The sequence below is a fragment of the Pseudomonas citronellolis genome, assembly GCF_900112375.1.
GTDB classification, from domain to species: Bacteria; Pseudomonadota; Gammaproteobacteria; order Pseudomonadales; family Pseudomonadaceae; genus Pseudomonas; species Pseudomonas citronellolis.
On the sequence record NZ_FOLS01000034.1, the window covers coordinates 55,453 to 78,768 of the forward strand.

The 23,316-nt window shown below is 68.5% G+C and carries 22 protein-coding genes; 10 read left to right on the forward strand and 12 right to left on the reverse strand.

Annotation, left to right across the window (positions count from 1 at the left end; translation table 11 throughout):
- Positions 1-8: 8 nt before the first annotated feature.
- From BM060_RS26405 to BM060_RS26425, 5 genes are all read right to left on the reverse strand, one after another.
- Positions 9-920: an SDR family oxidoreductase gene (locus BM060_RS26405; RefSeq protein ID WP_009616054.1), complete on the reverse strand. Its 912-nt coding sequence runs from the start codon at positions 918-920 to the stop codon at positions 9-11.
- A gap of 121 nt (positions 921-1,041) precedes the next feature.
- Positions 1,042-1,938, reverse strand: a complete 897-nt coding sequence (locus BM060_RS26410; RefSeq protein WP_074984640.1) for an alpha/beta fold hydrolase — start codon at positions 1,936-1,938, stop codon at positions 1,042-1,044.
- Positions 1,938-2,714 carry a class II aldolase/adducin family protein gene (locus BM060_RS26415; RefSeq protein WP_074984641.1) on the reverse strand — a complete coding sequence of 259 codons (777 nt, stop codon included), beginning with the start codon at positions 2,712-2,714 and terminating at the stop codon, positions 1,938-1,940. The genes BM060_RS26410 and BM060_RS26415 overlap by 1 nt, the downstream gene beginning before the upstream one ends.
- Before the next feature lie 221 nt (positions 2,715-2,935).
- Positions 2,936-3,622, reverse strand: coding sequence for an LrgB family protein (locus BM060_RS26420; RefSeq protein ID WP_074984642.1), 687 nt, complete (start codon positions 3,620-3,622; stop codon positions 2,936-2,938).
- Positions 3,609-3,986 (reverse strand): CidA/LrgA family protein, encoded by a 378-nt coding sequence (locus tag BM060_RS26425; protein WP_009616050.1) that lies wholly within the window; start codon positions 3,984-3,986, stop codon positions 3,609-3,611. The genes BM060_RS26420 and BM060_RS26425 overlap by 14 nt, the downstream gene beginning before the upstream one ends.
- A gap of 98 nt (positions 3,987-4,084) precedes the next feature.
- Between BM060_RS26425 and BM060_RS26430 the strand changes: the two genes are divergently transcribed.
- The gene (locus BM060_RS26430; RefSeq protein WP_074984643.1) at positions 4,085-4,975 is read left to right on the forward strand and encodes a LysR family transcriptional regulator; all 891 of its coding nucleotides are present in this window, start codon (positions 4,085-4,087) and stop codon (positions 4,973-4,975) included.
- A gap of 411 nt (positions 4,976-5,386) precedes the next feature.
- Here the strand turns inward: BM060_RS26430 and BM060_RS26435 are convergent, their stop codons facing one another.
- Positions 5,387-5,839, reverse strand: coding sequence for a flavodoxin (locus tag BM060_RS26435; protein ID WP_009616048.1), 453 nt, complete (start codon positions 5,837-5,839; stop codon positions 5,387-5,389).
- A gap of 148 nt (positions 5,840-5,987) precedes the next feature.
- Here BM060_RS26435 and folM point away from each other — a divergent pair, with 148 nt between their 5' ends.
- From folM to BM060_RS26460, 5 genes are all read left to right on the forward strand, one after another.
- Complete coding sequence (gene folM / locus BM060_RS26440) at positions 5,988-6,698, forward strand: dihydromonapterin reductase (RefSeq protein WP_074984644.1); 711 nt, start codon at positions 5,988-5,990, stop codon at positions 6,696-6,698.
- A gap of 29 nt (positions 6,699-6,727) precedes the next feature.
- Positions 6,728-7,288: a GTP cyclohydrolase I FolE gene (folE, locus tag BM060_RS26445; protein WP_210147067.1), complete on the forward strand. Its 561-nt coding sequence runs from the start codon at positions 6,728-6,730 to the stop codon at positions 7,286-7,288.
- Between the two features lie 2 nt (positions 7,289-7,290).
- Complete coding sequence (folX, locus tag BM060_RS26450) at positions 7,291-7,662, forward strand: dihydroneopterin triphosphate 2'-epimerase (protein ID WP_009616045.1); 372 nt, start codon at positions 7,291-7,293, stop codon at positions 7,660-7,662.
- A 118-nt stretch (positions 7,663-7,780) separates the two neighbouring features.
- Positions 7,781-8,104 (forward strand): DUF1244 domain-containing protein, encoded by a 324-nt coding sequence (locus BM060_RS26455; RefSeq protein ID WP_009616044.1) that lies wholly within the window; start codon positions 7,781-7,783, stop codon positions 8,102-8,104.
- 13 nt (positions 8,105-8,117) lie between these two features.
- Positions 8,118-8,456 carry a HopJ type III effector protein gene (locus BM060_RS26460; protein ID WP_009616043.1) on the forward strand — a complete coding sequence of 113 codons (339 nt, stop codon included), beginning with the start codon at positions 8,118-8,120 and terminating at the stop codon, positions 8,454-8,456.
- Between the two features lie 764 nt (positions 8,457-9,220).
- Here the strand turns inward: BM060_RS26460 and trxB are convergent.
- On the reverse strand, positions 9,221-10,168 hold the full coding sequence (trxB, locus tag BM060_RS26465) for a thioredoxin-disulfide reductase (protein ID WP_074984653.1): 948 nt from the start codon (positions 10,166-10,168) through the stop codon (positions 9,221-9,223).
- A gap of 378 nt (positions 10,169-10,546) precedes the next feature.
- Between trxB and BM060_RS26470 the strand changes: the two genes are divergently transcribed.
- The 3 genes from BM060_RS26470 (at position 10,547) to BM060_RS26480 (ending at position 16,420) form a co-directional block, all read left to right on the forward strand.
- Positions 10,547-12,484 (forward strand): sensor domain-containing diguanylate cyclase, encoded by a 1,938-nt coding sequence (locus BM060_RS26470; RefSeq protein WP_074984681.1) that lies wholly within the window; start codon positions 10,547-10,549, stop codon positions 12,482-12,484.
- 86 nt (positions 12,485-12,570) lie between these two features.
- Entirely contained in the window at positions 12,571-13,311 is a 741-nt protein-coding gene (gene cysZ, locus BM060_RS26475) for a sulfate transporter CysZ (RefSeq protein WP_074984654.1), read from the forward strand.
- Between the two features lie 502 nt (positions 13,312-13,813).
- Positions 13,814-16,420: an autotransporter outer membrane beta-barrel domain-containing protein gene (locus tag BM060_RS26480; protein WP_074984656.1), complete on the forward strand. Its 2,607-nt coding sequence runs from the start codon at positions 13,814-13,816 to the stop codon at positions 16,418-16,420.
- A 39-nt stretch (positions 16,421-16,459) separates the two neighbouring features.
- Here the strand turns inward: BM060_RS26480 and BM060_RS26485 are convergent, their stop codons facing one another.
- Positions 16,460-18,154: an acid phosphatase gene (locus BM060_RS26485; RefSeq protein WP_074984658.1), complete on the reverse strand. Its 1,695-nt coding sequence runs from the start codon at positions 18,152-18,154 to the stop codon at positions 16,460-16,462.
- Positions 18,155-18,328: 174 nt separating this feature from the next.
- Here BM060_RS26485 and BM060_RS26490 point away from each other — a divergent pair, with 174 nt between their 5' ends.
- Positions 18,329-19,531, forward strand: a complete 1,203-nt coding sequence (locus BM060_RS26490) for a glycosyltransferase family 4 protein (RefSeq protein WP_074984660.1) — start codon at positions 18,329-18,331, stop codon at positions 19,529-19,531.
- On the opposite strand, the gene BM060_RS26495 is transcribed toward BM060_RS26490, so the two are convergent.
- The 4 genes from BM060_RS26495 to BM060_RS26510 form a co-directional block, all read right to left on the reverse strand.
- Positions 19,532-20,491, reverse strand: a complete 960-nt coding sequence (locus BM060_RS26495; protein ID WP_074984662.1) for a DegV family protein — start codon at positions 20,489-20,491, stop codon at positions 19,532-19,534.
- A 198-nt stretch (positions 20,492-20,689) separates the two neighbouring features.
- Positions 20,690-21,802 (reverse strand): NADH:flavin oxidoreductase, encoded by a 1,113-nt coding sequence (locus BM060_RS26500; RefSeq protein ID WP_074984664.1) that lies wholly within the window; start codon positions 21,800-21,802, stop codon positions 20,690-20,692.
- A gap of 55 nt (positions 21,803-21,857) precedes the next feature.
- A complete protein-coding gene (locus tag BM060_RS26505; RefSeq protein ID WP_074984666.1) occupies positions 21,858-22,451 on the reverse strand; it encodes a TetR/AcrR family transcriptional regulator in 594 nt (197 codons plus the stop codon).
- A 78-nt stretch (positions 22,452-22,529) separates the two neighbouring features.
- On the reverse strand, positions 22,530-23,270 hold the full coding sequence (locus BM060_RS26510; RefSeq protein ID WP_074984667.1) for a nitroreductase family protein: 741 nt from the start codon (positions 23,268-23,270) through the stop codon (positions 22,530-22,532).
- Between the last annotated feature and the right edge of the window lie 46 nt (positions 23,271-23,316).

Below are 23,316 nucleotides of genomic sequence, written 5' to 3' on the forward strand. Positions count from 1 at the left end.
TGGCCGCTTCAGCCGACGTATTTCTGCAGGTTGGCCATCATCTCGCGCAGGGCCTCGACGTTGTCCGCCGGGTGCACGGCGTTCTCGAAGCTGCTGATCTGCTGCCAGTGCGCCGCCACGTCCTCGGCATCGAAGCCCTCGCGCGGGTCGAAGCCGAAGCCCAGGCTGCGCTCCCAGCGCACCTTGCCCATCCAGCCGCCGCCCACTTCATACAGGCCGGAGGTGTCCTGGCAGGCCTCGCTGCCCAGGTAGACCACCAGCGGGCTGACCAGCTCGGGCTTGAGCTGCTCGAACACCTGCGGCGGGATCAGCCCCTCGGTCATGCGGGTGCCGCCGGTGGGGGCGATGGCGTTGACCAGGATGTTGCTCTTGCGCCCTTCCAGGGCCAGGGTGCGGGTCAGGCCGTAGAGGCCGAGCTTGGCCATCCCGTAGTTGCTCTGCCCGAAGTTGCCGTAGATGCCCGAGGTGGAAGCGGTGAAGATCACCCGCCCGTAGCCCTGCTCGCGCATCAGCGGCCAGGCGGCGCGGGTCACCTTGTAGGCGCCCTCGACGTGGACCTTGTAGACCAGGTCCCAGTCGGCGTCTTCCATCTTGTGGAAGGTCTTGTCGCGCAGGATGCCGGCGTTGTTCACCACCACGTCGACGCGGCCGAAGGCTTCCACGGCCTCGCGCACGATGTTCTCGCCGTCGGTCACCGAATCATGGTTGGCGATGGCGGTGCCGCCGGCGGCGCGGATCTCCGCCACCACGCGGTCGGCGGCCGAGGCGTTGGCGCCCTCGCCATGGGTGCTGCCGCCCAGGTCGTTGACCACCACCTTGGCGCCATGCTTGGCGAACAGCAGGGCGTGGGCACGGCCCAGACCGCCGCCGGCGCCGGTAACGATCACTACCTTGTCGTCGAAACGAACGGCATCACTCATGGTTGGTACTCCCAGGCAGGTTGATGGCTACGGAGTGTCAAACAGACGTTTGACGGTCACAACCAAGACGCCGGACCTGAATATGCCCCGATAAGGTCCGGGGATGATGCCGGCGGCCCGTTCAGGCCGCCGGCTGCACCTGCCCCGCCAGGCGCGCGCGGAATGCCAGGTAGTGCGCCAACACCTGCTCCGGCGCCTCGGTCTGCGGGTAGTGGCCGATGCCGTCGAGCATCACCGTGTCCGGCCGCGGGATCAGTTGGCGGTAGCGCTCGACCATGTGCGCGCCGGAGATCGGGTCCACGGGCCCGTCGATCAGCCGCAGCGGCACGGAGGTGCGCTGCATGGCGCCCACCCAGCGTTCGCGGTGCTCACGGCGGTCGAGGATGTAGTGGATCAGCCGGTGCATCACCTTCGGCCCGTCGTTGCAGGCGATCAGGCTCCAGAAGGCATCCAGCTCCTCCTCGCTCGGCCGGGTGCGCGGGCCGAACACCTTGGCGAAGTTGGCGGCCAGCTTGCCACGGTCGAAGAAGCGCCCAAAGAAGCCGCCCAGCGGGCTGAGCAGCAGCTTCTGCGAGAGCACCGGGCGGTGCGTCTCGGGGAACAGTCCGCCATTGAGGAACACCAGCGAAGCCAGTTCGATGCGCCCTTCCAGGTGCCGCGCCAGCAGTTCCTGGCCGACGCTGTTGCCGTAGTCGTGGACCAGCAGGTGCACGGGCTCGCGCACCGCCAGATGCTCCAGCAGCGCCTGCTGCAGGTCGGCCTGTTCGAGGATGCGGTAGGCGTGGTTGCGCGGCTTGGCCGAGTCGCCGAAGCCGAGCATGTCGCAGGCGATCACCCGGTAGCGCTCGGCCAGCGGCTGCCACAGCTTGTTCCAGTCCCAGGAGGCGCTGGGGAAGCCGTGGATCAGCAGCAGCGGCTCGCCCTCGCCGGCCTCCCAGTAACGGATGGCGTAGCCGTTGAAGTCGAAGGTGCGCCCCTGCGCGCGCCAGTCGCGCAGGGGGATGGCGATGCCGGCCATCAGTCGCGGTAGCCGGGGTTCTGCAGGTCGAGCTTGCGCAGCAGCGCCGGCCAGGCCAGCGCCCCGCCCATGCCCTGGGAGGTCTTCATCACCCCGGCGACCATGGCCCGGGCGCCGTCGAGGATCTGCTGCGGGATGTGGATCAGCTCGCCACCGCCGCTCTGCGCCATCACCTGCGCCTCGCAGGCGCGCTGCAGGGTGAACATGCCGAGGAAGGCGTCGGCCACGGTGCCGAAGGCGGTGAGCAGGCCGTGGTTGGGCAGGATCATGAAGTTCTTGTCGCCCAGGTCGGCCTGCAGGCGGGCCTTCTCGTCGTGGTTCAGGGCCACGCCCTCGTAGCCGTGGTAGGCCAGGCTGGAGAGCACGAACAGCGACTGCTGCGACAACGGCAGCAGGCCGTTCTTCTGCGCCGACACGGCGATCCCGGCGGGGGTGTGGATGTGCAGCACGCAACCGACGTCGTGGCGCACCTCGTGCACCGCGCTGTGGATGGTGTAGCCGGCGGGGTTGATGTCGTAGGGGCTGTCCATCAGCTTCTTGCCGGCCAGGTCCACCTTCACCAGGCTGGAGGCGGTGATCTCGTGGAACATCATGCCGTAGGGGTTGATGAGGAAGTCCTCGGTGCCGGGGACCTTGGCCGAGATGTGGGTGAAGATCAGGTCGTCCCAGCCGTGCAGGGCGATCAGCCGGTAGCAGGCGGCGAGGTCGACGCGGGTCTGCCATTCGGCCTCGGAGACCTGGTCTTTCACGGAAGGTGCGGGAGCGGCGGCGTTCATGGAGCGGTCCTCATCGGTTGTTGTTGTTCGATGGGGCCAGTCTAGTCAGGCGAAGGCCGCGGGACTGTCGGGGGTCTGACAGTCCTATCCTACGCGGCAAATGACGACACCCATCCTACGAAAGGCACCTCGGCGCGGCTCTTCGTAGGAGCGAGCTTGCTCGCGAACCGCACTCTGCCGGACAGGCCTGGTACAAGAACGGTTCGCGAGCAAGCTCGCTCCTACAGAACAAGTGCGACAACCGGCGCCAGCATCAGGTTGAACAGCCCGGTGAGGACCATCAGCAGCCCCGCCGTGGAGCCCTCCTCGCCGCCGAACTCGTAGGCCCGGCTGGTGCCCGCGCCGTGGGCGCCGACGCCCAGCAGCGCGCCGCGGGCGAGGGTCGAGCGCAGCGGCAGCAGCTTCATCAGCAGACCGCCGGCCAGGGCGCCGAACACCCCGGTGATCATCACGAAGGCGGCGGTCAGCTCCGGCACGCCGCCCAGGTCGTGGGACATCTCCATGGCCAGCGGCGTGGTGATCGAGCGCGGCACCAGCGACAGCGCCACCTGGCCGTCCAGCGCCAGGGCGTTGGCCAGCATCCAGGAACTGCCGATGGCCACCGCGGAGCCGGCGCACATGCCCACCAGCAGCGCCGGCCAGTGCCGCGCCAACAGCGCGCGCTGCTGCCAGATGGGCACGGCGAAGGCCACGGTGGCCGGGCCGAGCAACGCCACCAGCCAGTTGGTGTCGCGCGAGTAGTCGGCGTAATGGGCGTGCAGCGGAATGGCCACGGCGAACAGCAGCGCCGGGACGAACACGATGGGCGCGAAGCCGTACCAGCGCACGCGCTTGTACAGCTGGCGGCTGAACAGGTAGCCGCCGAGGGTCAGGGCCAGCCAGAACAGGGCCTGCTTATCGAGACTCATGGCGCGACCTCCAGCGATACATGCCTTCCACCGACAGCGCGGTGACCAGCATCACCAGCAGGGTGCTGCACATGATCACCAGCAATATCTTCCAGCCCTCGCTGCGCAGCAGCGGGCCATAGTCCAGCAGGCTCATCAGCGCGGGGATGAAGAACAGCAGCATCTCCGCCAGCAGCAGCCCGGCGCCGCCCTGCAGCAGGGCCGGGCGGATCGCCCCGCTGGCGAACAGCGCCAGCAGCAGGCCGAGCCCCACCACCCCACCGGGCAGCGGCAGGCCGGTGGCTTGCGCCAGCCAGCCGCCGAACCACCAGAAGGCGATGAGGACGGCGAGTTCGAAGCCCAGTCGGGCGATGCGGCGGATCATTTCGGGTGCCTGCGTGGCGGTGTGCTGTGGATGGCGCTCAGGTTAAGCCCGGGGCTACTATCGCCAAAGCGAATTGTTCGAATCGAGGCCATTCCAGAATGGAATTCAAGCAACTGCGCAGCTTCGTCGAAGTGGTGCGTCAGGGCAGCTTCACCCAGGCAGCGCAACGCCTGCACGCCAGCCAGTCGGCCATCAGCAAGCAGGTGGCCCAGCTGGAACAGAGCCTGCAGGTGCAACTACTGGAGCGCAGCGGCCCGCACGTGCGCCTGACCGCCGCCGGCGAAGTGGCGCTGCGCCGCGCCGAAGATATGCTGCGCCTGCGCCGCGAACTGCTGATCGAACTGGACGACCTCAGCCAGATGCGCCGCGGCGAACTGCGCCTGGGCCTGCCGCTGCTGGGCGCCGACGCCCTGTTCGCCTGGCGCTTCGCCGAGTACCGCAAGCGCTACCCGCACATCCAGGTGCACCTGGTGGAAGGCGGCAGCAAGAGCCTGGAACAGGCGCTGCACGCCGGCGAACTGGAACTGGCCGGCGCGCTCGCGCCGAACGACCCGGCCTTCGACTGGCAGCCGTTCTGCAACGAGCCGCTGGACGCCCTGCTGCCGGCCGAACACCCGCTGGCCGGGCGCGAAAGCATCGCCCTGGCCGAACTGGCCGACACGCCCTTCCTGCTCTACCAGCAGAGCTTCACCCTCAACGACCGCCTGCTGCGCGCCTGCCGCGAGGCCGGCTTCGAACCCCGCGAAGGCGGGCGCAGCGGCCAGGCCGACTTCCTCGGCGCGCTGGTGGCCGCCGGGCAGGGCGTGGTTCTGCTGCCGCGGGCGGTGGCGCAGGAGGTGGAACGACCGGGGGTGGCGCGGGTGCTGCTGAGCGAGCCGGACCTGCGCTGGGACATCTGCTTCATCTGGCGCCGCGACGCCTACCTGTCCCACGCGGCCAAGGCGTGGCTGGCGCTGCTGGACGAGTTTCCGCTGCATCCCATCGGCTGAGCGGGCATCGCGGACAGAGTCCGCTCCTACGGTTCCCGGAAACACGGCTTTTCGTAGGATGGCGTTGAGCGAAGCGATACCCATCACCGCAACCGCATGGGTTTCGCAAGCTCAACCCCTCCTACGAAGAGCACCTCGGCGCAAGACAGTTGCTCCTACGTTGCAGGCGAGCACAGCTTCTCGTAGGAGCAGGCCCTGCCTGCGATTCGCGCGCAGGGCGCGCTCCTACAGGGAGGCGCGGTGGAACCTCCCGGGGCATGATCGTAGGAGCGGACTCCGTCCGCGATAGGCCGCGCCCAGGTACGAATCACCAGGCAATCCGGCAACCTCAAACCAGCTCCGGAAACTCCGCCGCCAGGCGCGGCCATTGCCGCCGCGTCTCGTCGGTCAGCTGCCGGGCGCGCGGGTGCATCAACCCTTCAACGCAGCGATGAACTCGGCGATCCAGGGCTCGGCATCGGTCTCCGGGGTGACCGTTTCGCTGGCGTCCAGGCGCAGCATCGGCAGCACCTCGCGCAGGCCCAGTTCGGCGTACAGCTCGCGCACCTGCTCGCCGCCGCCGCAATAGGTGTCGCCGTAGCTGGAGTCGCCCAGGCCGATCACCGCGCCGGGCAGGCCGCGCCAGTTCGGCAGGCGGTCGCGCAGGGCGTAGTACAGCGGCTGGATGTTGTCCGGCAGCTCGCCCAGGCCGGTGGTCGAGGTGACCGTCAGGAAGGCGTCGGGCGCGGCTTCGATCAGCGCGTCCAGGGTGGCGCGCGGCTCGAACCAGGTCTCCAGGCCCGCGGCCTCCAGCAGGCGCCTGGCATGGCGCGCGACCTCTTCGGCGGTGCCGTAGACCGACCCGGACAGAATGGCGACTTTCATGGAAACTCCCGGTTCATGCGACAAACGCCCATTATGCCGCAAGCCGGCCACGGGTGTTCGCCGGCGCCGCCGGGCTGGTATAGTTTTTTCCCACCGCGCCGCTCGGATATGCCTCCGCCGGCCGTTTTCCACCTGCCACGAGGCTCGCATGAGCGCATCCCCGGCCCCCATTCTGATCACCGGCGCCAGCCAGCGCGTCGGCCTGCATTGCGCGTTGCGCCTGCTCGACGCGGGCCAGCCGGTGATCGTCAGCTACCGCAGCGACAAGCCGGGGCTGCAGCAACTGCGCGAGCGCGGCGCGACCTGCCTGCACGGCGACTTCGCCGACGAGGCCGGCATCCTCGCCTTCATCGAACGGCTCAAGGCGCACACCGACAGCCTGCGCGCCATCGTCCACAACGCCTCGGCGTGGCTCGCCGAAACGCCCGGCCACGAGGCCGAGGCCTTCCGCGCGCTGTTCAGCGTGCACATGCTCGCCCCCTACCTGATCAACCTGCACTGCGCGCCGCTGCTGGAGCGCTCGCAGCCGGCCGACATCATCCACGTCAGCGACGACGTGGTGCGCAAGGGCAGCGCCAAGCACGTCGCCTACTGCGCCAGCAAGGCCGGGCTGGACAGCCTGACGCTGTCCTTCGCCGCGCGCTTCGCGCCGAAGATCAAGGTCAACACCATCGCCCCGGCGCTGGTCATGTTCAACGCCGGGGACGACGCCGACTACCGCGCGCGCACCCTGGCGAAATCCGCCCTGGGCATCGAACCCGGGCCGGACGTCGTCTACCAGGCCATCCGCTACCTGCTGGACACCCCCTACGTCACCGGCACCACCTTGACCGTCAACGGCGGCCGGCACCTCAAATGACCGCCCGGCGTGGCGCGAGGAAACCTGCAATGACCGATTCCCTGTCCGCGAACTACCGCGAGATACTCCTGGGCCTGGGCGAGAACCCTGACCGCGAAGGCCTGCTCGACACCCCCAAGCGCGCCGCCAAGGCCATGCGCTACCTGTGCCACGGCTACGAGCTGAGCCTTGAGGAGATCGTCAACGGCGCGCTGTTCGCCTCGGATAACGACGAGATGGTGATCGTCCGCGACATCGAGCTGTATTCGCTGTGCGAACACCACCTGCTGCCCTTCATCGGCAAGGCCCATGTGGCGTACATTCCCACCGGACGGGTGCTGGGCCTGTCGAAGGTGGCGCGCATCGTCGACATGTTCGCCCGCCGCCTGCAGATCCAGGAGAACCTGACGCGGCAGATCGCCGAGGCGGTGGAGCGCATCACCGGCGCCGCCGGCGTGGCGGTGGTGATCGAGGCCCAGCACATGTGCATGATGATGCGCGGGGTGGAGAAGCAGAACTCGCAGATGTTCACCTCGGTGATGCTCGGCGCCTTCCGCGACTCCAGCAACACCCGCCAGGAATTCCTCCAACTGATCGGACGGAGCAAGTGACAATGACGCAATTGCAGCCGGGCATGGCGCGGATCCGCGTGAAGGATCTGCGCGTGCGCACCTACATCGGCATCAAGGAAGAGGAAATCCTCAACAAGCAGGACGTGCTGATCAACCTGACCATCCTCTACCCCTCGCAGGAGGCGGTGCAGGTCAACGACATCGAGCACGCGCTGAACTACCGCACCATCACCAAGGCGATCATCGCCCACGTCGAAGAAAACCGCTTCGCCCTGCTGGAGCGCCTGACCCAGGAAATCCTCGACCTGGTCATGGCCCACCCGGCGGTGCGCTACGCCGAGGTGGAGGTGGACAAGCCCCACGCCCTGCGCTTCGCCGAATCGGTGTCGATCGCCCTCGCCGCGCAGCGCTGAGCCGCGCGGCGGCGCCTGGCCAACGGCCATTGCTGGCGCCCGCCGCGGCTCTTATCATCTGCCCAGCCCCGAAGAGCCCCGACGTCCCACGACGACGCGCCACGCGAGAGCCCGACCCATGAGCAAGCCCGAACACAGCATCCTCGACCTCAGCCAGGAACAACGCACGGAACTGGAAGCCGCGGCGTTCCGCACCCTGGTCCAGCACCTGCGCAACCGCAAGGACGTGCAGAACATCGACCTGATGAACCTCGCCGGCTTCTGCCGCAACTGCCTGTCCAAGTGGTACAAGGCCGCGGCCGACGACATGGGCCTGGAACTGAGCCCGGAACAGGCCCGCGAGGAGATCTACGGCATGCCTTACGCCGAATGGAAGGCGAAATACCAGAAGGAGGCCTCGCCCGAGCAGCAGGCCGCCTTCGACACCGCCAAGAAACACTGACGAGCCCGCCTTGATGACCCTCACCGATTTCCGCGCGCGCCTGCGCAGCGAGCAGCACCTGTTCACCGATACCCTGGCGTTCATCGCCGAGCACTACAGCTACAGCCCCAGCGCCTTCAGCAACGGCCCGGTGGAGAACCCGGCCGGGCAGAACGAGGGGTCCTGCAAGACGCTCGGCTTCGCCATCCTCGAGGGTCTGAGCCTGGAGGAAACCCTACTGGCCTTCGGTGAGCATTACCGCGCGGTGCGTGACACGCCCGAGGGTACTGATCACGCCAATATCCGGGCTCTGCAGAATACCGGCCTGGCTGGTGTGCGCTTCGAGCGTCAGCCGTTGTCGCGGCGTGGCTGAAGACTCGGATGCAGAAAAGCCCCGCGATGCGGGGCTTTTTCTTGGGGGGTCGGTTTGAGGGCAGGCTTGCTCTTGAGATTTGGTCCCGCGCTTCGCACTTCGAGCTCCGTGCTCCGATCTCCACCTCGTCATTCCCGCGAACGCGGGAACCCAGTGACGGGCGGTTCGCGAGCAAGCTCGCTCCTACGAAAAGCAAAAGCGCTTCGGCTTTGGGACTTCCAGAGAAACCTCCGCGCACTCCGAAACGCCCCTTCAGAAGGCCGAGCGAAACCCGCGCTCAGGAGGTCATGCGACATGGATGTCGCGAGAGCCCCGTGGGCTACAGGGACGTACCCTCGGGGCGGGCCTCCGTGGCGGGGGAGTTCGCGAGGGTAGCCCGGCTTTATCGGGCCCGTATGTTGGGGCAAGCCTTTTTGGTTCCTTTTGTGGCGTTTGACAAAAGGGACTCGCCCGAGGGGGCGAAACAAGAAACATCAACGCACTCGGAGCGGCGCGCTACACCGAGCCCAACCCAAAAGTCTCTGGGTTCCCGCGTTCGCGGGAATGACGGGGTGGGGTGAGGGCGTATCAGGATAACACTGGAGTTTCCGGCGACTCCGAACAGCCCCCTCTCCCTTCAGGGAGAGGGCTGGGGAGAGGGAAAGGACCTCATCCAAACACCAACAGCCCCAAGTGAACCCCATTCACAAGCCCCCCCCTCCCCCCCACAAAGGAAAAAGCCCCGACCAGCGGGGCTCCGTCCTGCACGCCGGCTCTTGGGGCCGTTACAACGAATCCAGGTATCGCTCCACATCCAGCGCCGCCATGCAACCGGCGCCGGCCGAGGTGATAGCCTGGCGATAGACGTGATCAGCCACATCACCCGCGGCGAACACGCCGGGGACGTTGGTAGCGGTGGCATTGCCGTCGCGGCCACCGTTGACCACCAGATAGCCGTCCTTCAATTGCAGCTGACTCTCGAACAACGAGGTGTTCGGCGTATGCCCGATGGCCACGAACAGCCCGTCCACCTTCAGTTCCTCGGCACTGCCGTCGTTATTGCGCAGGCGCACACCGGTGACCCCCATGTCGTCACCCAACACCTCTTCCACCTGGGCATTGAGCTTCAGGGCGATTTTCCCTTCGGCGATACGAGCGCGCAGCTTGTCCTGCAGAATCTTCTCGGCACGGAAGGTCTCGCGGCGGTGCACCAGGGTCACCTTGCTGGCGATGTTGGCCAGGTACAGCGCCTCCTCCACCGCCGTGTTGCCGCCACCGACCACCGCCACTTCGCGGTTGCGGTAGAAGAAGCCGTCGCAGGTGGCGCAGGCGGAAACGCCCTTGCCCATGAACGCCTCTTCCGAGGGCAGGCCCAGGTAGCGGGCGCTGGCGCCGGTGGCGATGATCAGCGCGTCGGCCGTGTAGGTGCCGCTGTCCCCCTTGAGCACGAACGGCTTGCCGGCCAGGTCCACGGCGTTGATGTGGTCGAAGACGATCTCGGTCTCGAAACGCTCGGCGTGTTCCTGCATGCGCTGCATCAGCGCGGGCCCGGTGAGGCCGTGGGGGTCGCCGGGCCAGTTGTCCACCTCGGTGGTGGTGGTCAGTTGGCCGCCGGCCTGCAGGCCGGTGATCAGCAGCGGCCTGAGGTTGGCGCGGGCGGCATAGACGGCGGCCGAGTAACCGGCGGGGCCGGAGCCCAGGATGATGACGCGGGCGTGACGAACTTCAGACATGACTGACTCCTCGTCGAACAAGAAAGGGAGCTGCCAAGGTACCTGGGGGAAGGCTGGGAGGAGCGGCAGCTCCCGCTAAACGCACAGATCGCGAGGAAGGCAGGGCCGTCAGGAGCGGGCGGCGCTGCCGTGGAGTCATCCACGGCCTGAAGTCTGTCAGACGTTTCCCAATACCACCTTGAGATAAGTCAGGGACATCCCGCTTCGCCGGCCGGCCGGCCGGTTCGCGACTGGAGATTGCCGCGCAGCGTATAGCCCGCGCGGGCCCAGGCGAAATGCCCAATCTCAATGCCTCCGATAGAGCCCCACTATCTCCCGCGGCGGGCCAACTAGACTCAGGAGGTCCGCCCCTCTCCACCCGCCACCTGCGTGCCCGGCATGCCCCTGAGAAACCGCCTGCTCCTGCTGTTCCTGCCGCTGCTCGCCCTCATCCTGCTGGGCATCTGGCAGTTGTCGGAACACATCCTCCTCGCGCGCTTCGACCGCGACGACCGCCAGCGCCTGTATGACGAGGTGCGCGTGCTCGACAGCCGCCTGGCCTTCGAGAAGAAGCGCCACCTGGACCTGCTGCGCAGCTATGCCTGGTGGGACGCCAGCTACCGCTTCGTCCTGCGCCCCACGCCGGGGTTCGTGCGGGAGAACCTGGACATCGACATGCTCGGCAACCTGGGCTTCGACTTCGCGCTCTACCTCGACAGCCAGGGGCGCGTCGTCGCCCAGCGCTGGGAGGAGGCGCGGCTCACAGCGCCCCAGGCGATAGCCGGCGCGCCCAGCCCCGAGCGGCTGCGCCAGGCCCTGCTGCGCAGCGCCCTGGACCTGGGCGTGCTGGACCTGCAGGGCGACCCGTCGCGCAGCCTGGCGCAATGGCTGCTGGTGGACGGCACCCCGCTGCTGCTGCTCAGCCAGCCGATCAGCGATAACCTGGGCCAGGCCGAGCCGGTCGGCGCCATCGTCGCCGGCTACCTGCTCGACCAGCGCCGGGTGAACGCCCTGCAGGAACAGATGGACGCGCGCCTGCAGGTGCAACCTGGGGTGACGCCCGGCGACGGCTGGCGCGCCCTGCACGTGCCGGGGCGCAACGGCGGCGCGTTGCTGAGCCCGCGGCGGGTGCTGGACGCCGACACCCAGCAGGCCACCCTGCTGTTCCTCAGCTCCGCCGACACGCCGCAGTTCAGCCTGGCCATCAGCAAGTCGCGGGTCGCCTACCGGCAGGGCCAGGAGGCCATCCGCCTGTTCCTCGGCATGACCTTGCTGATCACCCTCGCCGGCCTGCTGCTGGCCTACCTGGTCCTGGAGTTCTGGGTGATCCGCCGCGTGCAGCGGCTCAACCGCGGGGTGGCGAACATCGGCGCCGACGCCGGCCCCGCCCGCCTGGCCGACATGGGCCGCGACGAAGTCGGCCAGCTGGCCTGCGAGGTCAACCAGATGCTCGAACGCCTGGAACGCAGCGAGGCCCGCGACCGCGCCATCCTCGACAGCATCCGCGACGGCTACTTCGAGATGGACGACAGCGGCGTGGTGCTCACGGTGAACGCCGCCTTCTGCCGCCTGCTCGGCTACGCCGCCGAGGAAGTGGAAGGCCACTCCTACCGGGAACTGCTCGACGAACAGGACGTGGCGCGCGCCCGCGGGCTCTACCAGCAGGTGCGCGACGGCGAGCAGGAAACCACCTTCGCCGCGCCCTTCAAGCGCCGCGACGGCCAGCGCATGGTCTTCGAGACGAAGGTCTCGCCGATCGTCGACGCCCAGGGGCAGTTCTGCGGTTTCCGCGGCATCCTCCGCGACATCAGCCTGCAGGTCGCCTACCAGCAGCGACTGCTGGACCTCGCCTACCGCGACGCGCTGACCGGCCTGGGCAACCGCAAGGCCTTCGGCGAACAGCTGCCCCTGGCCCTGCAGCGCTGCGCCGAAGGCACCGGCCTGGCGCTGCTGTACATCGACCTGGACCACTTCAAGCCGGTCAACGACCGCTACGGCCACGCCGCCGGCGACGCCGTGCTGATCGCCGTCGGCGAGCGCCTGCGCAACAACCTGCGCCAGCCGGACATGGCCTTCCGCCTGGGCGGCGACGAGTTCGCGGTGATCCTCGCGGACGTCGACTGCGCCACCGCCGAAGCCCTGGCCGGGCGCCTGCTGGCCAGCCTCAACCAGGACTACCACGCCGGCGAGCAGCGCCTGGAATTCCTCTCCGCCAGCATCGGCATCGCCCTCTACCCGGCCGATGCCGGCGACACCGATGGCCTGCTCCAGGCCGCCGACAGCGCCATGTACCGCGCCAAGCAACAGCGCAACCACTACAGCCGCTACCGCGCCTGAACCCCACACGACAGGCAAAACAGACGGCTCGCGGCCCCGCGCCGGCCCTGCTAAGGTCGCAAGCTGGTTTCCTACGGAGATGTTCCATGCCCACCCTGAGCGGCCCGCAATACCTCGGCGAAGGCCTGAAACTCATGATGCGCCCGGGGCTGCGCCTGTTCGTGCTGCTGCCCCTGACGGTCAACCTGCTGCTGTTCGTCGGCCTGATCGGCTTCGCGGTGAACCAGTTCAGCCACTGGGTCGACTGGCTGATGCCCAGCCTGCCGCAGTGGCTGGACTTCCTGCAGTACATCCTCTGGCCGCTGTTCGTCCTGCTGGTGCTGCTGATCCTGTTCTTCAGCTTCACGCTGGTGGCCAACCTGATCGCCTCGCCGTTCAACGGCTTCCTCGCCGAGAAGGTCGAAGTGGTGGTGCGCGGCCAGGACGACTTCCCGGCCTTCAGCTGGGCCGAACTGGCGGCCATGGTGCCGCGCACCATCGCCCGCGAACTGCGCAAGCTCGGCTACTTCCTGCCGCGGGCCATCGCCCTGTTCATCCTCAGCCTGATCCCCGGCCTGAACATCATCGCGGCGCCGCTGTGGCTGGTGTTCGGCGTGTGGATGATGGCCGTGCAGTACATCGACTACCCGGCGGACAACCACAAGCTGGGCTGGAACGAAATGCTCGCCTGGCTGCGCAGCAAGCGCTGGGCCTGCATGGGCTTCGGCGGGGTGACCTACCTGGCGCTGCTGATCCCGCTGGTCAACCTGGTCGCCATGCCCGCCGCCGTGGCCGGCGCGGTGCTGTTCTGGGTGCGCGAGGACGGCGACAAGGCGCTGGTGAAATAGCGTCGCGATCCAGGTGCCCTTTCCCTGCCGATACACAAGGCAGGTACACAGGGCACCCTGTCCGGCATCCCGTTGGGGCTCGGTCAGCGCATTTCCCGCCAGGATTGCCCCTTGCCTCGCCCCCGGGAAGCGCCATAGGAAGCGCCATTGCCGGGCGCAATTGTCACCGAATATTTTCTGACGCCATAAATCTGACAACCATCAAAAAAATACGAAAATTCCTACATCAAGGCGAATAGTCAAAAAATCCGCCTGACCTATATCAAGCGATTCCCCTCCTCCCGCCCCCAAGAATGTCCCCGCACCCCGATGCCGCGAAGGCAGCGGGGCGGCGCGGCCCGGCCGCGCATCCACCAGTGCCTGGCGAGGCCAGGCCACATCGTCCAACGACCGCGGATCGGCATCGGCAGCCCGCGTCTGCCGCGCAGTTTCCCCTCGTGCCCTCACGCCCGTTGGCTCACGCCCCGCCCTTCCACGAAACGGCGGTGCAAGGAGGTGAATCATGCGATTCCAGAAGACGGCCCTGGCGCTTCATATCGCCCTGGCCACGGCCCTGACTTTGTCCACGCAGACGGCCAGCGCCGGATGCAGTGGCGATGCGGCCAGCAGCACGCTGACCTGTGACGTGCCCCTGTACTACGGCAACCCGAACGGTTACGACAACATCGTGATCAACACCACCGCCGCCGGCGGCACCTCGCCGCTGGCGGGCTTCGGTATCTACGGCAACGGTTCGACCTACAACCTGAACAACGTGGCGATCACCACCAGCGGCAGCAAGGCGGACGCCATCCAGGCCAACAACGGCACCAACAACATCCGTATCGAGACGTTCACCGTCGTCACCACGGGCTCTTCGGCCGACGGCATCAACGTCACCGAGAACGCGGTCAATTCGACGGTCAGCATCGGCGACAACGCCTCCATCAGCGCCGAGGGCGGCGGCATGGGCGTCCGTGCCAATACCTCGAAGAACGGCGGCAAGAACCAGATCGTGCTCGGCGAGAATGCGCACATCACCACCGCCGGCAGCGGCGGCAACTGGCTCGACGGTACCGGCTACGCCGTCTACGCCGGGAACCGCGACCTGAGCAACACCACCTACAGGGGCGACGCCGAAGTCACCCTCGGCGATGGCAGCGTGATCCTCACCAAGGGCAGCTCGGCCCACGCCATCTACGCCAACCGCGGCGGCGTGATCAACCTCGGCGACACCCGCATCACCACGGAGAAGGCCAATGCCTACGGCATCTACGCCCAGACCTTGAGCGACGCCAATGGCCCGCGCGGCGGCCAGGTCAACCTGGGCGGCGACACCCAGGTGACGGTGACCGACGGCAACCGCGCCCTCTACGCCAGCGGCGCCGGTTCGCACATCAGCAGCAGCGGCGCCGCCGTCTACCGGCTGGACAGCAGCGCCGCGGCCGACCACTCCGGCCGCCTGGGTGCCGCGCTGCTGGCCGACCTGGGTGGCCTCATCGACCTGAAGATGGCCGCCGGCTCCTACTTCAACGGCAGCACCGCCACCGCCAGCGACGGCCAAGTGCACCTGACCCTGGACGGCGCCAGCAGCTGGGTCATGACCGCCGACTCCAACCTCAGCAGCCTGGCGCTGGGCAGCGGCGCCACCCTGGAGTACGCCCGCAGCGGCGCGGCCGCCGACTACAGCCACAAGACGCTCACCGTGGACGGCGACTTCAGCGGCGGCGGCCGTCTGATCATGAACACCCACCTGGGCGACGACGGCTCGGCCACCGACCAGTTGCGGGTCAAGGGCAGCACCTCCGGGCAGACGCAGGTCACGGTGAACAACACCACCGGCGTCGGCGCCGAGACCTGGGAAGGCATCCGCATGATCGAGGTCGCCGGCCTGTCCGAGGGCGAGTTCCGTTCCGACCGGGTCACCGAGGGCGGCTACGAATACGTGCTGCGCCGCGGCGGGACCTTCGTCGGCTCCAGCGGTTCGGAGAAGGACTGGTACCTCACGTCCTACAAGCCCACTGTCGATCCGGAACCGGAACCGGAACCGGAACCCGAGCCGGAACCCGGCCCCGGTCCGACGCCCGAGCCGCAGCCGGACCCCGATCCCGAACAGCCGCCGGTACCACCGGTAGCGCCGCCGCCGTCCAGCGACAAGGACCGTATCCGCCAGCCGGAAGGCGGCGCCTACACCGCCAACCTGGCGGCGGCCAACACGCTGTTCCTGCACCGCCTGCACGACCGCACCGGCAACCTGACCTACGTCGACCCGGATACCGGCGAGGCCCGCACCTCGATGCTATGGATGCGCAACGTCGACGGCGCCAGCCGCTGGAACGACAGCACCGGGCAGCTGAAGACCGAGAGCAACCGCTACGTACTGCAGCTCGGCAGCGACCTGCTGCGCTACAGCAACGACAAGGGCGACTGGGTGCTCGGGGTGATGGGCGGCTACGCCAACGGCAACTCCAGCAGCCGCTCGCGGATCACCGGCTTCAGCGCCAAGGGCGAGATCGACGGCTACAGCCTGGGCCTCTACGGCACCTGGTACGAGGACCGCGAAGACGAGAACGGCGCCTACGTCGACACCTGGGTGCTGTACAACCGCTTCGACAACGAGGTGCGCGGCGAGCAACTGGCCAAGGAGCACTACGACTCCGACGGCATCACCGCCTCCATCGAGACCGGCAAGACCTTCCGCGTGGCGCAGACCGGGAAGGCCAGCGTCTACCTGCAGCCCCAGGCGCAGGTGGTCTACATGGGCGTCAAGGCCGACAGCCACCGCGAGGCCAACGGCACCCGCGTCACCGGCAAAGGCGACGGCAACCTCATGACCCGCCTGGGCGCCCGCGCCGCGCTGCGCAGCAACGACGAGGCCGGCTTCGCCAAGCGCTACGCCGTGGAGCCCTACCTGGAAACCAACTGGATCCACAACTCGGATGACTTCGGCGCGAAGATGGGCAGCTCGCGCTTCGAGATGGACGGCGCCAGCGACATCCTCGAGGTCAAGCTGGGCGCCACCAGCAAGGTCAACAGCCGGGTCAACGTATGGGGCGAGGTAGCCCGCCAGCACGGCGACAACGGCTACCGCGACCAGGCCTTCACCCTCGGCCTGAAGATCAACTTCTGAGCCCTGCCCGCGCCCCGGGCTCTGCCGGGGCGCGCTTTCTCAACCGACGAAACGCAGCGCCGCGGTCAGATCGCCCATGGGCTGCTGGCCGCGGGCGCGCATGGCGTCGTCGCGCAGTTTCAGGCCGTCGAGCTTTTCCAGGTCGAACACCCGGGTGATCAGGCGCAGGATCGAGCCGGTGTCGTAGACGGTATGGTCCACCGTGCCGTGGCGGGCGAAGGGCGAGACCACCAGCGCCGGGATGCGCGAGCCGGGGCCCCAGCGGTCGCCCCTGGGCGGCGCCACGTGGTCCCACCAGCCGCCGTTCTCGTCCACTGTGATGACGATCACCATGTTCTGCCACTGCGGGCTTTCCATCAGGTGCTTCACCGCGCGCACGATGTGCCGGTCGCCGCTGGCCACGTCGGCATAGCCGGCGTGCATGTTGAGGTTGCCCTGGGGCTTGTAGAAGCTCACCGCCGGCAGCTTGCCGGCGCGGGCGTCGGCGAAGAAGCGGTTGCTCGACGGGTCGTCGCCCAGGCCGCCGTCGCGCAGGCGTTTCGCGCGTTCCTCCGGGTGTTCCGGGCCCTGCTGGACGAAGTAGTTGAACGGCTGGTGGTGGTACTGGAAGTTGGGAATCTTCGGGATGCCGGCGGAGTTCCTGTACTGCTCCAGGGTGGCTTCCCAGGCGCCGGCGTACCAGGCCCAGTCCACGCCCTTCCTGCTCAGCTTGTCGCCGATGTGCTCGTGACGCTGCGGCACCATCACGTTGGGTTGGTCCGGCAGTGCGTAGTCCGGGCGCTTGGGGTCGCGCTGCACGGTCGGCCAGTAGGGCGGCAGCATGGTGTTCACGCCATAGCCGTCGGGGGTCAGAGCGCTGGGGCCGAATTTCGGCGCGCCGCCAGCGACGCTGGCGGGCGAGTCCTCCAGCGGTTTCAGCCGCGGGTCGGCGGGGTTGTCGCTCATCAGCTGGGCGATCTGCGTGTGCGCCGGCGAGTTCTGCACGTCCGGGTACACCGGCGGGGTCGCCGCCACCAGGTAGTGGTGGTTGAGGAAGGAGCCGCCGAAGGCGCCCTGGAAGAAGTTGTCGCACAGCACGAAGTCCCGGGCCAGGTCCCACAGGCGCAGGCTGTACGGGCTCTGCGCGTAGTAGCCCATGGGCAGCGCGCCGGAGTCGGCCCAGGCGACGAACATATCGTTGCGCCCGCCGTTGATCTGCATCTGGTTCTGGTAGAACACGTGCCACAGGTCGCGGGTCACCAGGCCCAGGGGCAGGTCCTCGCCCTGCGGGCCCTTGAGCGCGAAGGGCGCGTTGGGCAGGTTCTCCTGGTACTGCGCGCCCTCGGCGTAGGTCACGCCTTCCAGGCTCTGGCCGACCTGCAGCACGCCGCCGTACACCGGCGGCAGCTTGCCCAGCAGGCGGCCGTCGCGGTCGCGCTGCTGGTAGTCGGCCGGCTGCAGCGACGACAGCGGCTTCTCCACGCCGGGGAAGTCGCCGAACAGGTTGTTGAAGCTGCGATTCTCGGCGTAGATCACCACGATGCTCTGCACCTGCTCGCGTAGCGCCCGGTCCAGCTCGGCACCCTCCAGTTCGCGCACGGCCTCGCCGGCCTGCGCCGTGCCCTCGCCCACCAGGCCGGCCAACGCGGCGCCGGCGCCCAGGGCCGCGGCGGCGCCGAGGAAGCGGCGGCGGCCGGCGTCCGCCAGTGGCTGGGCATCGTCCTGCCCGGGATTCTGATCGCGCTTGTCGCTCATCGACGGCTCCCCCATGTCGGAAATCGCGGCACTCTAGCAGCCCCGTATGACAGGCGGACGAAGGCTCTATGACAGGCCTTTCCAAAGCCGCGCGAGAAATGCCCGAATCCCCCGTCACATTTGTGCAACCCAGGCGTCACACGAGCTACACCGGCCGGGCGGAGACTGCCGTTCATGAGCACGACTCCCCTGCGCATCGCGCTGATCAGCGAAACCTTCCCGCCGGAAATCAACGGTGTGGCCAACACCCTCGGGCGCCTCGCCGCCGGGCTGCTGCAGCTCGGCCACCGGGTGCAGGTGGTGCGCCCGCGGCAGCACGTCGACGACGGCCGCCACAGCGACGACGAGTTGCTGCTCACCCGCGGCTGGCCGCTGCCCGGCTACCCCGGCCTGCAATGGGGCCAGTCGTGCCTGCACAAGCTGCTGCGGCACTGGCGGCGGCTGCGCCCGGACGTGCTCTACATCGCCACCGAGGGCCCGCTCGGGCTGGCCGCCCTGCGCGCCGCGCGACGCCTGCGGATTCCCGCGCTGAGCGGCTTCCACACCAATTTCCAGCAGTACAGCGCGCACTACGGCCTGGGCCCGCTGACGCGCCTGGTGACGGCCTACCTGCGCTGGTTCCACAACCGCACCCAGCGCACCCTGGTGCCCAGCGCCAGCCAGGCGCTGGAGCTGGAGCGCCGCGGCTTCGCCCACCTCGCCCAGCTGGCGCGCGGCGTGGATGGCCAGCTGTTCCAGCCCGGCCGCCGCGACGATGCCTTGCGCCGCGAGTGGGGCCTGGGCGAGCAGGACATCGCCGTGCTGCACGTCGGCCGCCTGGCCGCGGAGAAGAACCTCGGCCTGCTCGGCCGCGCTTTCAATCAACTGCGCGCCGCCCACCCGCAGCTGAAGCTGCGCCTGGTGATCGTCGGCGACGGCCCGCAGCGCGCGCAGCTCGCCCGCGAGCTGCCGGATGCGATCTTCTGCGGCCTGCAACGCGGCGAGGAACTGGCCCGGCACTACGCCAGCGGCGACCTGTTCCTCTTCCCCAGCCTGTCGGAGACCTTCGGCAACGTGGTGCTGGAAGCGCTGGCCTCGGGCCTGGCGGTGGTCGCCTACGACCAGGCCGCCGCGGCCCAGCACATCCGCCACGGCCACGACGGCGCACTGGCGATTCCCGGCGACGAGGCCGATTTCATCGATGCCGCCAGCTGGCTGCTGGAAGACCGCGAGCACCTGCGCCGGGTGCGCCTGAATGCGCGCCAGCACGCCGGGCGCCTGGAATGGCGGAGCATCGTCGAACGCTTCGAGGGCTACCTGCTGGAAGCCATCCGCCAGCCGCTGCCGGCACCGGCCAACGGCACCGACGCGCTGGGCGCCGATACCGTGCGCAAGTGATCAGGCGAAGGGCTTGGGCTCGGCGGCGAACGACAGGCTCATGGCCCCGGCGCCGAGGTTGATGCCCCCGGTCGGGCTGAGCATGCCCAGGTGCATGGCGATGCCGCGCTCGCCGCAGGCCTGTTCCAGGGCCTCGAAGCCCGGCAGGTCGCGCAGCGCCGAGGGGTCGCCGGCGTAGCTCAGGCCGACGTGCGGGGCCAGCAGCTCACCAGCCTCCACCCGCGCGCGGGCGAAATTGAGCAGGCGCTCGGCGGATTTCTCGTAGTTCGGCGACACCGACACCGGCTTGTCCTCGCCCTGCACCAGGCTCAGCACCGGCTTCACGTCGAGCATCGAGCCGATGCCGAGGAAGGCGCCACGCAGGCGGTCGCCGATGCTGCTGCGATCACCCTTCTGGAAGCCGCGGCGGCGCACGTGGCCGAGGTCGTTGGCGACCAGGAAGGTGTTCATCTGCTGGCTCAGCTGCTCCAGGCGCGTGCGGATGGCGTTGGGGTGCTGGTCCTCGCCGAGCAGGCGCGCGCCTTCGGCGGCCAGCACCGCCAGGCCGGCGAACACCGTCTGGCTGTCCACCACGCGTAGCGCGAAGGGGCCGTTGATGCCGGCCGCGGCGCGTTTCTCGCGGTAGTTCTGCAGCAGGCCGAAAGAAGCTTGGGTGGCGTTCTCGAAGATCGGGCTGCGCGCGCTGCTGACGGTCAGGCAGATGACGTAGTCGAAATCGGTGACCAGCTGTTCGAGGAACCAGGCCTGGGTTTCCACGGCGGTCAGCGGTTCGCTGCCGTCTTCCGGGGCGACCTTGGGCAGGTCCTCGGCGTAGAAGCGCAGGGTGGTGTCGGGGTCGCGATCGTCGATGATGCGCCGCTGGCCTATCCGGATACCGATGGGCAGGACGCGGATGTTGTTGGCAGCGAGGAATTCGGGGGGCAGGTCGCAGGTCGCATCCACCACCAGGCCGATCCGCATGGCTTAGCTCCTTTGGCCGTGTGCCGGCCTATTGTTGTGTGTTAGCCGCCCTACAATGCCCGTTTCCGACATTCAAGTCAGCAGATCGGAAGGCCTGCTTCGGAAAAGATTTGTAAATTTGGCGGAAATGGCCTTAGGAAAAGGACAAAAGAAACCGCCCGGGGAGCTGCCCCGGGCGGTCTTGTCGGTCCGCGGCGATCAGGCCAGGGACATCAGCGCATCGCGGCTGAACGGCTTGATGTCGGCCAGGCGGCCGTCGCGCACCTTCAGCGCCCAGTCCGGGTCCACCAGCAGCGCGCGGCCCACCGCCACCAGGTCGAACTCCTGCTTGCCCAGGCGCTCCAGCAGGCCCTCGATGCCCGAGGGCTGGGCCACTTCGTCGGTCTTGCCGAAGAAGGCGAGGAACTCGCTGCCGTCCAGGCCGACGTTGCCCACGGTGATGGTCGGCTTGCCGGTGAGCTGGCGCGTCCAGCCGGCCAGGTTGAGGTCCGAGCCTTCGAACTCGGGAATCCAGAAGCGGCGGGTCGAGCAGTGGAAGATGTCCACGCCGGCCTCGGACAGCGGCTCGAGGAACGCCGCCAGTTCTTCCGGGGTCTGCACCAGGCGCGCAGCATAGTCCTGCTGCTTCCACTGCGAGAAGCGGAAGATGATCGGGTAGTCCGGGCCCACCGCCTCGCGCACGGCGCGGATCAGCTCGATGGCGAAGCGCGAGCGGTTGGCCAGGCTGCCGCCGTATTCGTCGGTGCGCTTGTTGCTGCCGTCCCAGAAGAACTGGTCGATCAGGTAGCCGTGGGCGCCATGGATCTCCACGCCGTCCATGCCGATGGCCTTGGCGTCGCGGGCGGCCTGGGCGAAGGCGGCGATGACTTCCTGGATGTCTTCCCTGGTCATCTCGTGGACCAGCACCTGGCCATCCTTCACCTTGCCGCTGGGGCCGTAGCCGGGGACGCTGGCGTCCGGCTCCACGCCCAGGCGGCGCACGGAACCGACGTGCCACAGCTGCGGGACGATCTTGCCGCCTTCGGCGTGCACCGCGTCGACCACCTGCTTCCAGCCGGCCAGGGCGTCCTCGCCGTAGAAGCGCGGCACGTTCGGGTAGCCGTTGGCGGCCTTGTGGCCGACGGTGGTGCCTTCGGTGACGATCAGGCCGACGCCGGCGGCGGCGCGGCGGCGGTAGTACTCCACCACCTGGGCGTGGGGCACGCCGCCCGGGCTGAAGTTGCGGGTCATCGGGGCCATGACCACGCGGGTCGGCAGCTCCAGGTTGCCGAGGCGGAAGGGCTGGAACAGGCTCTCTACGGATGCGCTCACGAAGGTTCTCCAGGGGCGGCCGGGCGGCCCGTCCCGTCAGTGGGTTGCACGATGTTCAGGCCGCCAGCACCCGCTCCAGGCGGGCGATGAAGGCTTCCATGGGTTGCAGCGAGCCGCTCGCCTTCAGCCGCCCCAGCACGCCCTGCCAGGCGTTGGCGATGAAGTTGGCGAGGTTCTCGCAATCCTCGTCCGCGGCCAGCTCGCCGGCGCGCTGCGCCTCGGCCAGGCAGTCGCGGAGGATGTCGGCGCCGCGCTGGAGGATGGCGTCGACCTGGGCGCCGATGGCCGGCGACAGTTCGGCCATCTCGAAGCTGAGGCTGCCGATGAAGCAGTGGTACTCGGCCTTCTCCTGGCGGGCGAAGTGCGCCAGCAGCTCGGCGTAGTAGCCGAGGACGCGCGCGCGTGGGCCCAGCGCCGGGTTGCCCAGGGCCTCGGCGTAGCGCTGCAGGCGCGAGCCGTAGATGTGTTCCAGGGCCTGCAGGGCGAAGTCTTCCTTGCTCTCGAAGTAGTGGTAGAAGGAGCCCTTGGGGATGCCCGCGGCCTGGACGATGTCCTGCACCCCGGTGCCGTGGTAGCCGCAGCGGGTCATGACCGCCGAGCCCTTGGCCAGGATGAGGTCGCGCTTGTCGAGTCGGATGCTGGTGTTCATGGGGCGCAGGATATGACCGGTCGTCTCGCCCTGCCCAGCACTATTGATGGCGGTGATTCTGCGCCACAGGCAGCGGCCTCAGTGCCAGCTGACGTACTGCTCCAGCGCGAAGCGCAGGCGCGGGTTGTACACGCCGCGCTCGGCGGCGCGGCCCACCGCCAGCAGCATGACCGGCACGGCCCGCGGCGGGATGTCCAGCACGCGGCGCAGGCGCACCTCGTCGAAGCCTTCCATGGGGCAGCTGGCGTAGCCGTGGCTCTGCACCGCGAGCATCAGGTTCTGCGCCGCCAGGGCGGTGGACTTGGTCGCCCACAGGCGCATCTGCGCGTGGCTGTTGGGCGTGCGCATCAGCGGCCGGCGCAGGCCGACCAGGCGCACCAGGCAGCGCTTGAACAGGCCGCGCAGGCCGAAGGCGCCCTGGTCGTACTGGAAGGGCGCGGTCTTGGCGTAGAACCTGCGCACCTGCTCCGGCACCTGCGGCTCCGGCCACTGTTCGACCACCTGGCGGCAAGCCTCGCGCCAGGTGTCCGGGCGCGCCAGCACGGCGATCAGCACCGGCGCGGTGCGCGCGGCGTTCTGCTTCAGGCAGACCTCGTGCAGGCGCTGGCGCAACGCCGGATCGCGGATCACCTGGAAGCTCCAGGGCTGCAGGTTGCAGGAGTTGGGCGCGAGGCTCGCCAGTTCCAGGCAGTCGCGCAGCACCGCGTCCGGCACCGGCTCGTCGGTGAAGCGGCGCACCGAGCGGCGCTGCTCGATGAGCTGGCGCAACTGGGCCGGCCCGCAGGCCAGGTCGGGGGTTTCGGCGACGAATCGGGTCATGGCGGCGTCCTCGGTCGGTCCGGGGATTAAACCCGGCCAGCGGCGC